General features: G+C 59.1%; 13 protein-coding genes. 4 read left to right on the forward strand and 9 right to left on the reverse strand.

The window, feature by feature from the left end:
• Nucleotides 1–92 precede the first annotated feature (92 nt).
• Nucleotides 93–542 carry a redox-sensitive transcriptional activator SoxR gene (gene soxR / locus LVW35_RS09335; RefSeq protein ID WP_233894990.1) on the reverse strand — a complete coding sequence of 150 codons (450 nt, stop codon included), beginning with the start codon at nt 540–542 and terminating at the stop codon, nt 93–95.
• A gap of 100 nt (nt 543–642) precedes the next feature.
• Between soxR and LVW35_RS09340 the strand changes: the two genes are divergently transcribed.
• A complete protein-coding gene (locus LVW35_RS09340; RefSeq protein ID WP_233894991.1) occupies nt 643–1,008 on the forward strand; it encodes an antibiotic biosynthesis monooxygenase in 366 nt (121 codons plus the stop codon).
• Here the strand turns inward: LVW35_RS09340 and LVW35_RS09345 are convergent.
• Genes LVW35_RS09345 through msuE form a run of 4 tightly spaced genes read right to left on the reverse strand, consistent with a single transcriptional unit; the run spans nt 997 to nt 5,067 of the window.
• Entirely contained in the window at nt 997–2,100 is a 1,104-nt protein-coding gene (locus tag LVW35_RS09345) for a sigma-54 interaction domain-containing protein (protein WP_233894992.1), read from the reverse strand. The genes LVW35_RS09340 and LVW35_RS09345 overlap by 12 nt on opposite strands.
• An 11-nt stretch (nt 2,101–2,111) precedes the next feature.
• Nucleotides 2,112–3,299, reverse strand: a complete 1,188-nt coding sequence (locus tag LVW35_RS09350) for an acyl-CoA dehydrogenase family protein (protein WP_233894993.1) — start codon at nt 3,297–3,299, stop codon at nt 2,112–2,114.
• 55 nt (nt 3,300–3,354) lie between these two features.
• Complete coding sequence (gene ssuD, locus LVW35_RS09355) at nt 3,355–4,494, reverse strand: FMNH2-dependent alkanesulfonate monooxygenase (RefSeq protein WP_233894995.1); 1,140 nt, start codon at nt 4,492–4,494, stop codon at nt 3,355–3,357.
• Between the two features lie 9 nt (nt 4,495–4,503).
• Entirely contained in the window at nt 4,504–5,067 is a 564-nt protein-coding gene (msuE, locus tag LVW35_RS09360) for an FMN reductase (RefSeq protein ID WP_233894996.1), read from the reverse strand.
• A gap of 400 nt (nt 5,068–5,467) precedes the next feature.
• On the opposite strand from msuE, the gene LVW35_RS09365 reads away from it, so the two are divergent.
• The 3 genes from LVW35_RS09365 (at nt 5,468) to LVW35_RS09375 (ending at nt 8,989) form a co-directional block, all read left to right on the forward strand.
• A complete protein-coding gene (locus LVW35_RS09365; protein WP_233894998.1) occupies nt 5,468–5,737 on the forward strand; it encodes a hypothetical protein in 270 nt (89 codons plus the stop codon).
• 233 nt (nt 5,738–5,970) lie between these two features.
• Nucleotides 5,971–7,131 (forward strand): cysteine desulfurase family protein, encoded by a 1,161-nt coding sequence (locus tag LVW35_RS09370; RefSeq protein ID WP_233895000.1) that lies wholly within the window; start codon nt 5,971–5,973, stop codon nt 7,129–7,131.
• 49 nt (nt 7,132–7,180) lie between these two features.
• A complete protein-coding gene (locus LVW35_RS09375; RefSeq protein WP_233895001.1) occupies nt 7,181–8,989 on the forward strand; it encodes an aminopeptidase P family protein in 1,809 nt (602 codons plus the stop codon).
• 48 nt (nt 8,990–9,037) lie between these two features.
• On the opposite strand, the gene LVW35_RS09380 is transcribed toward LVW35_RS09375, so the two are convergent.
• The 4 genes from LVW35_RS09380 to rhtA all read right to left on the reverse strand — a co-directional run bounded on the left by LVW35_RS09380 (nt 9,038) and on the right by rhtA (nt 11,841).
• Complete coding sequence (locus LVW35_RS09380; protein WP_233895003.1) at nt 9,038–9,628, reverse strand: 2-hydroxychromene-2-carboxylate isomerase; 591 nt, start codon at nt 9,626–9,628, stop codon at nt 9,038–9,040.
• Between the two features lie 36 nt (nt 9,629–9,664).
• The gene (locus LVW35_RS09385; RefSeq protein WP_233895004.1) at nt 9,665–10,396 is read right to left on the reverse strand and encodes an SDR family oxidoreductase; all 732 of its coding nucleotides are present in this window, start codon (nt 10,394–10,396) and stop codon (nt 9,665–9,667) included.
• A gap of 111 nt (nt 10,397–10,507) precedes the next feature.
• On the reverse strand, nt 10,508–10,789 hold the full coding sequence (locus LVW35_RS09390) for a hypothetical protein (RefSeq protein WP_233895005.1): 282 nt from the start codon (nt 10,787–10,789) through the stop codon (nt 10,508–10,510).
• A gap of 164 nt (nt 10,790–10,953) precedes the next feature.
• Nucleotides 10,954–11,841 carry a threonine/homoserine exporter RhtA gene (gene rhtA / locus LVW35_RS09395; RefSeq protein ID WP_233895006.1) on the reverse strand — a complete coding sequence of 296 codons (888 nt, stop codon included), beginning with the start codon at nt 11,839–11,841 and terminating at the stop codon, nt 10,954–10,956.
• Nucleotides 11,842–12,436 lie beyond the last annotated feature (595 nt).

The raw sequence follows: 12,436 nt of genomic DNA on the forward strand, positions 1-12,436 counted from the left end.
TCCTTGATTAGGGTTGCAGAGACACGGCCTTTTCACTATAGGCCACGTTCCGTGTGGCCTGTGGGCAGCCGACGAGGTGTTGGGTTCGTATGTCATGCATGGGGTGTCGGTTCTAACAACTGTGCACCGGGCCCGCGTTCACCGAGCTGATCATCCTGATTGCGCAATGGGCACGCCTCCAGCGACAAGCATCCGCACCCAATACAGCCACTGAGCTTGTCGCGCAGCAGCATCAGCTTGTTGATGCGCTCATCCAGGTCTTCCCGCCACAACGCCGACAAACGCTCCCAATCCTGGGCGTTGGGCGTGCGCCCCTCCGGCAATGTCTGCAACGTCTCGCCAATCGTCGCCAGCGGAATGCCCAGGCGTTGAGCGATCTTGATCACCACCACACGCCGCAGCACATCCCGTGGGTAACGTCGCTGGTTACCGGCATTGCGATTGCTCTTGATCAGCCCCTTCGTCTCGTAGAAGTGCAGCGCCGTGACCGCCACGCCACTGCGTGCGGCCAATTGGCCGACAGTGAGTTCCTTGTTGAGCATGAAAAACTCCAGATAAGCACTTGACCTTGACTTAACTAGAGGTTTTACCCTGCGCGGCATCGAATCGCAAGATTCTGCCTACAGAGAAAGGGGAGTGTTCATGCAGGTATCAGAGAAAAATCGCAGCTTCACTCAATTGATCGAATTTCAGATCGAGCCCCGGCAACAAGTCGCCCTGGTGGCGGCCTTGACCACCCAGAGTGAACGCCTGGCCCAAGGCCACGGCGGTTTCATCAATGCAAGTGTGCAGGTCAGCGATGACGGACGGCGGGTACTTAATTACCTGCAATGGCGCTCGCGTGAAGACGGCGAGGCGGCGTTCCAGTGCTTTGAGCATGGCGAGGAAGATTTCTGGACGCTGATCCGCGCCCACCAGGCCACGGCGGTGACCTTCGGTTCGTTCCAGGTGCTGCGCAGTTTCGAGCGCAGCCATGACAATGCGTTGCACTGCCGCCTAAATGGATAAATGCAGCATGCGCTCGCCTTGCACGTTTTCACCGGGGCGGCGCTTGTTCACTGCCAGTTCGCCGATCTTGATCAGGCGCGTACGCGTGACGTTGCGGCTCAAGCCCAGCAGGTTGGCGGTGTGCACCTGGTTGTAATGACTGAAACGATAGGCGGCGCGTAGCAGGGTGTCTTCGACCTTTTCGTGCAGGGCGCCGGCCTGTTCCTCGAACAGCTTTTGGAAGGCGCGCGCGAGCAAGGCCTCGGCACTGTTGTCGAGGCCACGCTGGCTGTCGTCCTGGCGCTCGATGCGCATGTTCGACAGGCGCAAATCGTCCCGTTCGATCACACCGTTACGGCAGATCAACAGCGTGTGATGAATCACGTTCTCCAGCTCGCGGATATTGCCCGGCCAGCTGTAGCTCTTGAGCTTTTGCTCGGCCTCGCGGCTGATGGTGATAGGACCGTAGCCCAGGCGCTGGCTGTAGGCTTCGATGAAGTGTCGGGTCAGCGGCAGGATATCGCCGGGGCGATCGCGCAACGGGCTGAGTTCCAGGCTGACCACGTCGAGGCGGTAGTAGAGGTCTTCACGGAAGTGCCCGGCGTTGATAGCCTTTTCCAGTTGCACGTTGGTTGCAGCCAATACGCGCACATCAATCGGAATGCTCTTACGCGAACCCAGGCGTACGACTTCACGCTCCTGTAGGACGCGCAGCAACTTGACCTGGATCGCCATCGGCAAATCGCCGATCTCATCCAGGAACAGAGTGCCGCCGTCGGCTTCCTCGAACCAACCGGCCTTGGCACTGAGAGCGCCGGTGAAGGCGCCTTTTTCATGGCCGAACAGCTCGGCTTCCACCAGGGATTCGGAGAATGCCCCGCAGTTTACCGCCACAAACGGCCGGTTGCGCCGCGCACTGAGGTTATGGATATGGCGCGCTACCAGCTCTTTGCCAGTGCCGGTCTCGCCGATGATCAGCACACTGGCTTCGCTGGGCGCCACTTGCTGGATGTGGTCGAGCAGTGCCTGGGATTTCGGGTCCTCGAAGACCTGGGCCGTGGCGCGGATCGACGTCGCGAGAGCGGGCGAGGGCGGTAGGGTCAACAGCTGCATGGGCACCTCTCTTAGGAATAGAACGTTGGAAGCGGCAGGGATTGGTTCAACGCCCAATCCCCCAGTTCGTGGAGTTTGTAGTCCACCGGATCGTGCAGGGTCTGCGTGCGCAGGTTGCGCCAGTGGCGGTCCAGGCGTAGCGAGGCGTGGGTGGAGCGCGCGCCGGTGACTTCGAACAACCGGCTGCACAGGTCCAGGCCCTGGCGGGTGGCGGCCACCTTGGCGGTAGCAATGGCAATGGCGAGTTGGCCGCGCTCGGTTTCGCTGAGGTTCGGGCCCTTGGCCCAGGCTTGGTCGAGCAGCCCGGTGGCGCGCTCCACCAGCAGGCGAATCCCTTCCAGGGCGACCCAGAACTCACCGTAGTGATGCAGCACGTAGGGGTCTTGGCGCACGTCTTCAGCCGAGGACTTATGCCAGACACGGGTTTCGGTCAGGGTGTAATTGCGCGCCTCCTCAAAGGCGCCTTCGGCAATGCCAAGAAACATGTGAGTGAAGGTCAACTGCGCGATGAGCGGACGCAGGCAGGCAAAGGGCGTACTCAGCGGGCCGGGATCGAGCAGCAATTCGGATTCTTCGACGCGCACCCGTTCGAAGCTGGCGCTGCCGCTGTCGGTCTGGCGCTGGCCGATATTGTTCCAGTCATTGTGCAAGGTGATGCCGCTGCGCCCGCTGGGGATCGCAGCGATCAGCAACTTGCCGCCGGCGGTTTCATCCACTGCCGAGGCGATCAGCATCTCCGAGTCGCTGGCGCCGGAGCAGAAGCTCTTTTTGCCGGAGAACTCGCGCCAGCCGCCGAAATCCTTGACCACGGTGCGAGTGTCCAGCGGGTTGAGGGCGTTGCCCCAGAACCAGTTTTTACGCGCGGTCTGTTCGAACCAGGGCTGCCATTGGTCCGGGCGCGCAAACAGGCGCACGGTGGCGAGCATCAGGTGGTGAAAGCCGAAGACGTGGGCGATGGAGCTGTCGACCTTGGCGAATTCGCGCACGATCCCCAGGGTATCGCTCCAACGTGCGCCGAGGCCGCCGTATTGGCTGGGGATGCTCAGGGCCAGCAGGCCGCTGTGGCGCAAGGCGTCGCGTTCGGTTTTGGGCGTGCCGCCGCGTTCGTCGCGCTCGACGGCGGTGAGGGCGAAGTCGGCGGCCAGCAGTCTGGCGGTCTGCAAGGGGGAGGGCAGGACGCTGTGGGGTTTGGCTGTCACGGGGTTTCCTCTTTATAGGCGGGAACGGCCAGGGCCGTTCCCGCTGCTCAGCCAATCAGGCCTTGGCTGGCAGTACATCGTTCGCAATCATTTCGCCAAACGGGCCAGTGAGGTTGGTGATGCCGCGCCCGGCCAGGCTGGCGTAGGGTTCCGGCAGCAACGGGAACACCAGCTCGGCGAAACGATAGGCTTCTTCCAGGTGCGGATAGCCGGAGAAGATGAAACTCTCGATTCCCAAGTCGGCGTATTCCTTGATGCGCTCGGCGACTTGCTGGGGGTTGCCTACCAATGCAGTGCCTGCACCGCCGCGCACCAGACCGACGCCAGCCCACAGGTTGGGGGCGATTTCCAGGTTGTCGCGGCGCCCGTCGTGCAGGGCGGCCATGCGGCGCTGGCCTTCGGAGTCAAAACGCGAGAAGGATTTTTGCGCGGCGGCGATGGTTTCGTCGCTGATGTGTTCGATCAGTTTGTCGGCGGCTTTCCAGGCGTCCTCGTCGGTTTCGCGCACGATCACATGCAGACGAATGCCGAATTTCACCGTGCGGCCGTGGCGTGCCGCGCGCGCGCGCACATCCGCAAGTTTTTCCGCGACGGCGGCGGGCGGCTCGCCCCAGGTCAGGTATACATCGACCTGCTCGGCGGCGAGGTCGTGGGCGGCGTCGGACGATCCGCCGAAATACAACGGTGGATAAGGCTTCTGCACTGGTGGGTAAAGCGCCTTGGCGTTCTGCACACGTAGGTGTTTGCCTTCTAAATCTACCGATTCGCCCTGCAATACGCGGCGCCAGATCTGTAGGAATTCATCGGAGACTTCGTAACGTTCACTGTGATCAAGGAAGCTGCCGTCGCCACGGTTTTCATCGGGGTCGCCGCCGGTCACCACGTTGATCAGCAAGCGGCCGTTGGACAGACGATCCAGGGTTGCCGCCATGCGTGCCGAGACAGTCGGCGAAATGATGCCCGGACGAATCGCCACCAGGTAACGCAGGCGTTCGGTCAGCGGCACCAGTGCCGAGGCGATGACCCAGGAGTCTTCGCACGAACGCCCGGTAGGAATCAGTACGCCGTGGTAACCCAGGCTGTCGGCCGCCTGGGCGACTTGTTTCAGATAATTGAGGGTGACCGGCCGTGCACCTTGGGTAGTGCCCAGGTAATGACCGTCGCCATGTGTTGGCAAAAACCAGAAAACATCCATGGCTAATCCTTAAGCGATTTTCAGCAGAGAGGGGGAGTGCGCTGCAAACAAAGGCGCTGCACGTTCTGCCGCCAGTTGAATACGGGCTTTTAATAATTCACTGGTGATTTTGTAGTCGGTGAAGTCGGCTTCGGTGGCGTACACACCAATCGGCAAGGTCAATGCCTGGAAAAAGCTGAACAACGGACGCAGTTGGTGATCGAGTACCAGTGCGTGACGTTCGCTGCCGCCGGTGGCGGCGAGCAGTACCGGCGTGTTGATCAGGGCGTTGAGGCCGATCAGGTCGAACAGATGTTTGAGCAGGCCAGGGTAGGAACCGCGATAGACCGGCGCGGCGACAATCAGCAGGTCCGCCTGTTCGATGGCAATCAGTTGGGATTCGACGTCAGCCGGCAGTTCGTCACGGGACAGCGCACCTCCCAGAGGCCTGGCAATGTCGCCCAGTTCAATCAGGCTGGTCTGGATCGGCAGCAATGTGGCCAGTTCGGTGAGCACCGCTTGGGTCAGCACCAAGGTACGTGACGGGCGCCAGGTTCCGCCGGAGACGGCAACGACATTCAGGGGACGGGTCATAAACAGTTCCTTTTTCAACAGGGGTGCAGGGCGAGTGGAGTGCAGCCTGTTGAGCAAGAGCCATACCAACGGGCGCAAGCCTTGATTGGCGTGGGTTGCAGGCTTACTGCCGAATAATGTCGCGGTTGTTTGACTGAAGAATTGTTGAATGGCTGTTGCGTCGGCAACAGTTGCGTGGGCAACAGTGTCGATGCGGTGTAGCACCCGTTATAGAGGGTTGTATTTATTCCGTAAATAAACGTATTTAAATATTTATAGATCTTAATGGAATATACGGGTGGCGCTATCGCAGGAGCATTGGCGGTTGATAGCGACTATCACGGCAGGTGATTTTTCACCGTGTGGGGCCGGGAGTAGCCTGTGTTCATTGACTCTAAACCTCCTTTGCAGGGCCACCGCCATGAACCGATTTTTCGCTGTTTCCTTATTGATTGTCAGCTCAGTCCTCGCCGGATGTGCGAACCATCCTTCACCTGAATTGCGTCCCTACACGGCGGAAGAAACCAAACAGTTGGCCCTGGAAGCATTGAGCCGTCGTGGTTTGTCGTTTGATGAATACCAACAGCAGCGCGCCGCACTGACCGGCCAGCCACAGAAGCCTTTCGGCTTTGATCGCCAGGGCGAAATGAACGCCGAACGCAGCGTAACCCTACATGGTCGTCCCAGTTGAGCCTGCGAATGGCGGCAAAAAGCCCGAGGTTTTCCCTAGGAACCTCGGGCTTTTTGTTTTCCATGGTGCGACTTCAGCCTGTTAAGCTGAATTTCAGGAGCGTTCCTACGCACATTTACATAAAGTGGTCTTTCTTTAATGGCATTCGATCGGTTAAACCTGACGACCTTTGTCCCGGTCCGTGCCCCCTGAGACGCTGCTCTCGGGAACCTGCTCTGCGAGTTTTTAACGTCATGAATAAACGTCCGCTGTATTTCGACTACGCCGCCACCACACCGGTGGATGAGCGGGTCATCCAGGTGATGGTCGAGTGTCTGGGCTTCAATGCCAATTTCGGTAACCCAGCGTCCAGCTCCCATGCGTTCGGCCAGGCGGCCCGGCACACGGTCGAGCAGGCGCGTCGCCAGGTGGCCGAGCTGGTCGGTGCCGACCCCGAGCAAATCGTCTGGACCTCCGGCGCCACCGAATCCAATAACCTTGCAATCAAGGGCGTGGCCCAGGCGCGGGGTGTGGCGGGTGGGCATATCATCACCAGCCAGATCGAACACAAGGCCACGCTGGATACCGCGCGGCAACTGCAGGAAGCCGGCGTGGCCGTCACCTACCTGGTGCCGGATGCCGATGGGTTGATCAGTGCCGAGGCGGTCAGCGACGCTTTGCGCGAAGACACGTTCTTGGTCTCGCTGATGCTGGTGAACAATGAACTGGGCACCCTCAATGACATCCCGGCCATTGGCGCGCGGGTGCGTGAACACGGCGCGTTGTTGCATGTGGATGCCGCGCAGGGCGCGGGCAAGGTGGTGATCGACCTGGCGCAGTGGCCGGTGGACTTGATGTCGTTTTCGGCCCACAAGCTGTATGGCCCCAAAGGGATCGGCGCGTTGTATGTCGGGCCACGGGCAAAGCAGAAGGTGTCGGCCCAGATTCACGGTGGCGGCCACGAAGGCGGCCTGCGCTCCGGCACCCTGGCGACCCATCAGATTGCAGGTATGGGCACCGCATTTGCCCTGGCGGCGGCGTCTTTTGCTGAAGAAAAGGCGGTGATCGTCGCCTTGCGTCAGCGTCTGCTGGATCAATTGGAGTCGGTGGCGGGCGTGCGCCTCAATGGCAGCGCGACACAACGGATTCCACATACCCTGAGCCTGACGTTTGGCGAAGGCGAATTCAACGCCGCTGCGTTAAGTGCGGGCATCGCATTTTCCGCGACCTCGGCTTGCAACTCGGCGAGCAATGCGCCGTCCCATGTGCTGCTCGCTTTGGGCCATGATGCACGCAGCGCCGGTCGCACCATTCGCTTGAGCCTGGGCCGGTTTACCACCGAGCAGGATATCGACCAAGCGGTGCATTTGATCAAGGCGGCCTTGACCAGTGCACCCGCGTTCTGGGCGGTCTGATTCATCTATCGCAACACATAATAATTATTCGTGGTTAGCAGGAGACACAATGAGTACGCAGCCTTTGACCCATGGAACGGTTCCCCAGCGCCTGGCGCGCACCCGTGAACTGATGAGCCGCGAGGGCATTCACGCCCTGCTGGTGCCGTCCGCCGACCCGCACTTGTCCGAGTATCTGCCGGGTTACTGGCAGGGGCGCCAATGGTTGTCGGGGTTTCATGGGTCGGTGGGGACGCTGATTGTCACTGCGGATTTCGCCGGTGTGTGGGCCGATAGCCGTTATTGGGAACAGGCGACCAAGGAACTCAAAGGCAGCGGCATCGAATTGGTGAAGTTGCAGCCGGGCCAGCCTGGGCCGTTGGAGTGGCTGGCCGAGCAAACGCCGGAAGGTGGCGTGGTCGCGGTGGACGGTGCGGTCATGGCCGTGGCTTCGGCGCGTACCTTGGGCGGCAAATTGGCAGAGCGCGGTGCCCAACTGCGTACTGATATTGATCTGTTGAATGAGGTCTGGAAAGACCGTCCGACGCTGCCGAACCAGCCGATCTATCAACACCTGCCACCGCAGGCCACCGTCAGTCGTGGTGAGAAACTCGCCTCGCTGCGTGCCGCCTTGAAAGAGAAGGGCGCCGACTGGCACTTCATCGCAACCCTGGACGACATCGCCTGGCTGTTCAACCTTCGCGGCGGCGATGTTTCGTTCAACCCGGTGTTTGTGTCCTTTGCATTGATCAATCAACAACAGGCCACGTTGTTCGTGGCGCTGAGCAAAGTCGATGCCGAGCTGCGGGCTGTGCTGCAACAGGAGGGTGTAACGCTGCGCGACTACAGCGAAGTGGCGGATGCATTGCGCGCGGTACCGTCGGGCGACACTTTGCAGGTCGACCCGGCTCGCGTCACTGCCGGTTTGCTGGAAAACCTGGATGTCGGCGTCAAGCTGGTCGAAGGGCTCAACCCGACCACCCTGGCCAAGTCACGCAAGAGCCTGGCCGACGCGGAGCACATCCGCCAAGCCATGGAGCAGGACGGTGCGGCTTTGTGCGAGTTTTTCGCGTGGCTGGAGAGTGCGCTGGGTCGCGAACGTATCACCGAACTGACCATCGATGAGCACCTGACGGCTGCGCGCACCCGTCGCCCAGGTTATGTGTCGTTGAGTTTCAATACCATTGCGGCGTACAACGCCAACGGTGCGATGCCGCACTACCATGCCACCGAAGAAGAGCACGCAGTGATCGAAGGCGATGGCCTGCTGCTGATCGATTCGGGCGGCCAGTACCTCGGCGGCACCACAGATATCACGCGGATGGTGCCGATCGGTACGCCGAGTGAGGAACAGAAACGCGACTGCACCCGTGTGCTCAAGGGCGTGATTGCCTTGTCCCGTGCGCATTTCCCGAAAGGAATCCTGTCACCGCTGCTGGACGCCATCGCTCGCGCACCGATCTGGTCCGAGGGTGTGGACTACGGCCATGGTACCGGGCACGGCGTAGGCTATTTCCTAAATGTGCATGAAGGTCCGCAGGTAATTGCCTATCAAGCGGCGACTGCGCCGCAAACGGCGATGCAGCCTGGGATGATCACCTCCATCGAACCGGGCACTTACCGTCCGGGACGCTGGGGTGTACGTATCGAGAACCTGGTGCTGAACCGCGAAGCCGGCAAGACTGAGTTCGGCGAGTTCCTCAAGTTCGAAACCCTGACCTTGTGCCCTATCGACACACGCTGCCTGGAGCCGTCGCTGCTCACGACAGAGGAGCGTGAGTGGTTCAACGCCTACCACGCCGAGGTGCGAGAGCGTTTGAGCCCGTTGCTTGACGGTGCTGCGCTTGAGTGGTTGCAGGTGCGTACCGCCGCTATTTGATCGCCTCAATTCGAGCGCCTGTGCCAGGGCGTTTCCGGCGATTAAGATTTAACTGAGAGCTTCGCGCACAAAATCCAGACGGTCCTGACCGAAGAACAGCTGGTTGCCTACAAACATACTGGGCGCACCGAACACGCCGCGTTGAACGGCCTGTTCGGTGTTGTCCTTGAGGGCGGCTTTTACCGCTTCGTCGTTGGCCAGGGCCAGGACTTCTTCGGGATTGAAGCCGTGCTCGACAAATACGGCAGCCACAACGGCGGGATCTCCCAAATCACGACCCTCTACCCAGAGGGCGCGGAACAGACAATCCACAAGGTCATCGAAGCGCTCGGGTTGGCGCAATTGAATGCCGGTGACGGCCCGCATCAACAGTAGGGTGTTGATGGGAAAGTTCGGGTTGAATTGGAGCGATACGTTGTAGCGGCGAGCATAGCGCGCCAGGTCATCAAACATGTAGCGACCTTTGGCGGGAACGGTGATGGGAGAGGCGTTACCCGTAGCCTTGAATACCCCGCCCAATAGCATGGGTTTGTAAATCAGCTGCGTACCGGTTGATGCGCACAATGCGGGGAGCTGGGTGTAGGCCAGGTAGGTAGCGGGGCTGCCGAGGTCAAAGAAGAATTCCAGGGTTTTACTCATGGTCAATGCTCGCTGCTGGTTATTGTGGGAACGTGCTTACCAAGGTTCATTCCAGGGACGCAGGTCCAGTTCAAACGTCCACGCGTCACGTGGCTGGCTGTGCAGGTACCAATAGTTATCGGCGATATGCTCGGGGTTGAGAATGCCGTCCTGGTCCTTGAGCGCGTATTTCTGCGGGAAATTGTCACGAATGAAGTCGGTGTCGATGGCGCCGTCGACCACCACGTGGGCGACGTGGATGTTCCTGGGCCCAAGTTCCCGCGCCATGCTTTGCGCGAGTGCGCGGATACCGTGCTTGGCGCCGGCGAAGGCGGCAAAACCCGCCGCGCCGCGCAACCCTGCGGTGGCCCCTGTGAACAGAATGGTGCCTCGATTACGCGTGACCATGCGCTTGGCCACTTCACGTGCATTCAGGAAACCGGAGAAACAAGCCATCTCCCATATCTTGAAATACTTGCGCGCGGTTTCTTCCAGGATGCTGCACGGCACGTTGGCGCCGATGTTGAACACTAAGGCTTCAATGGGACCCAGCTCGGTTTCGATCTGTTCGATCAGCGCGATGACGTCTTCTTCTTTACGTGCATCGCAGGCAAAGCCATGGGCTTCACCACCTGTCGCATGGATGCTGTCTACCAGCGGCTGCAATTTATCGGCGCTGCGGCGGGTGACACACGCCACGTAACCTTCGCGGGCAAAGCGTTTGGCAATGGCACCGCCCGTTGCGTCGCCAGCACCCACTACCAATACGATTTTCTTGTGGTGCGTCATGGGAACTCCCTTGGCTCGATGGTCGAGCAGGAGTTTAGTCGCAGCGCCGCAAAGGGCTGGGTTTGTCGTTGGAATTTAATGAGAGCAGTCAGGGAATAACTGCTCGAGCGATTACTTGCAGATGACGATCATGCTGCGGCTGGTGTAGCCGGCAGGGTTGAGGCCGAAGGGGTAGTCTCCTGGTTCCTCGGAATTATCACCGGACTTTGCAATTACCCGGTAGCCCTTGGCACCGCAGGAGTTGGATGCACTGGTGTAGCACTGGTCCCAGGAGGAAGACAGGCCGGAACAGTTGATATGCAGCCCTTTTTTGCCACGTTTCACTTCTGTCTTGGTGGTCGCGGCACAACCGGCAATCGCCATGACCATCGACAGTATCAAAATTCGCTTCATTCCTATCCTTAATAGCCGCCCCGCAATACTAGAGGCTGGCTCTACTCGCTCTCGGGTGTAGCGTTAACGCAGTCCTTGTCAAAGTTCTCCATGAATGACATTCGTTCACGGCTTAAACATGGCCTAAATGAGCGCCAAATGCCAGAGCTACATTCAAACAGGCTTCAATCGGCTGGAACCAGCGGCTTTGTCTCGCCGCGCATCGTTACGGTAGCGCCTACGGAGGCCAAGATGATGCAAGTAATGGCCAACCACTGTGCGAGGGACAAGTGCTCGTGCAGGAAGAACAGGCCGGAGAGGGCGCCGAACGCCGGTTCGATGCTCATGAGGGTACCGAAGGTGCGGGCGGGAAGGCGCGTGAGTGCGACCATTTCTAGGGTATAGGGCAGGGCGGTGGACAGAATGGCGACGCCGATCGCTACGGGTATCAATGCGGGGGTCAACAGGGCGCTGCCCGCATGAACGATGCCGATAGGGGCAACAAACAACGCGGCGATCATTACGCCAAGGGCGGCGGTTTGCACACCGTTATCATTGCCCGCCTTCTGGCCGTACAGAATGTAAAGCGCCCAACAGATCCCGGCCCCTAGCGCGTACCCTGCCCCAACCAAGTCGATTCCGCTGCTGGTTTCACCCATGGGAATTAACAAGAGCAGGCCGACAATCGCGAGGGCTATCCACAGGAAATCGACTGCGCGCCGAGAGGCATAGATGGCTACTGCAAGCGGCCCGGTGAATTCAAGGGCAACCGCAATACCGAGGGGCACGCTACGCAAGGACATATAGAAGAGGAAGTTCATGCCGCCCAGCGCCATTCCGTAGACGATCACAGTGCGCAGGGACTTGGCTGTCAGTTTGGCACGCCATGGTCGTAATAGAAGCAGCATGATCACGCTGGCGAAAATCAGCCGCAGCGTCGTGGTGCCTTGCGCGCCGACGATGGGGAACATGCTCTTGGCCAGCGAGGCGCCGGACTGAATGGAGGCCATGGCGATCAACAGCAGACCGACCGGGAATAATGTCGAGGCCAGGCTACGCGAGGAGGTGTTCATTAGGGATAGCGTCCGATGTCATATTAAGAAAAGCGTGGCCGCTATGATGCTTAACTGTTTGGTGTTGAGCAATATATTGCTCAATTATCCTGGTCGTCTCCGTATATAGCGAAGATTTTTAGGTTTGCAGAGTCTTTGATAGAAAAACCAAATTAAGACTTGACGGCAGATTCTGGAAGTCTATAATTCGCCCCACTTCCGGCGCAGTCGAAACGGAAAACTCCTTGGTAAACAACGGGTTACGTAGGTTTCGGCGGTAAGTTGCTTCAGGTTATCGAAGTCAAAAGGAAGTTGAAAAAGAGGTGTTGACAGCAGCGTGTAACGCTGTAGAATTCGCCTCCCGCTAACGAGAGATCGCAAGCGCAAGTGGTTGAAGTTGTTGAAGAAATCTTCGAAAACTTCTGAAAATAATCACTTGACAGCAAATGAGGCTGCTGTAGAATGCGCGCCTCGGTTGAGACGAAAGATCTTAACCAACCGCTCTTTAACAACTGAATCAAGCAATTCGTGTGGGTGCTTGTGGGGTCAGACTGATAGTCAACAAGATTATCAGCATCACAAGTTACTCCGCGAGAAATCAAAGATGTAACCAACG

It is taken from the genome of Pseudomonas sp. HN11 (genome assembly GCF_021390155.1).
Classification (GTDB): domain Bacteria; phylum Pseudomonadota; class Gammaproteobacteria; order Pseudomonadales; family Pseudomonadaceae; genus Aquipseudomonas.

Bases quoted from the DNA above. Each gene is read 5' to 3' on its own strand.
- soxR (WP_233894990.1), bottom strand. From the start codon at position 542: ATGCTCAACAAGGAACTCACTGTCGGCCAATTGGCCGCACGCAGTGGC.
- LVW35_RS09340 (WP_233894991.1), top strand. From the start codon at position 643: ATGCAGGTATCAGAGAAAAATCGCAGCTTCACTCAATTGATCGAATTT.
- LVW35_RS09345 (WP_233894992.1), bottom strand. From the start codon at position 2,100: ATGCAGCTGTTGACCCTACCGCCCTCGCCCGCTCTCGCGACGTCGATC.
- ssuD (WP_233894995.1), bottom strand. From the start codon at position 4,494: ATGGATGTTTTCTGGTTTTTGCCAACACATGGCGACGGTCATTACCTG.
- msuE (WP_233894996.1), bottom strand. From the start codon at position 5,067: ATGACCCGTCCCCTGAATGTCGTTGCCGTCTCCGGCGGAACCTGGCGC.
- LVW35_RS09365 (WP_233894998.1), top strand. From the start codon at position 5,468: ATGAACCGATTTTTCGCTGTTTCCTTATTGATTGTCAGCTCAGTCCTC.
- LVW35_RS09370 (WP_233895000.1), top strand. From the start codon at position 5,971: ATGAATAAACGTCCGCTGTATTTCGACTACGCCGCCACCACACCGGTG.
- LVW35_RS09375 (WP_233895001.1), top strand. From the start codon at position 7,181: ATGAGTACGCAGCCTTTGACCCATGGAACGGTTCCCCAGCGCCTGGCG.
- LVW35_RS09380 (WP_233895003.1), bottom strand. From the start codon at position 9,628: ATGAGTAAAACCCTGGAATTCTTCTTTGACCTCGGCAGCCCCGCTACC.
- LVW35_RS09385 (WP_233895004.1), bottom strand. From the start codon at position 10,396: ATGACGCACCACAAGAAAATCGTATTGGTAGTGGGTGCTGGCGACGCA.
- LVW35_RS09390 (WP_233895005.1), bottom strand. From the start codon at position 10,789: ATGAAGCGAATTTTGATACTGTCGATGGTCATGGCGATTGCCGGTTGT.
- rhtA (WP_233895006.1), bottom strand. From the start codon at position 11,841: ATGAACACCTCCTCGCGTAGCCTGGCCTCGACATTATTCCCGGTCGGT.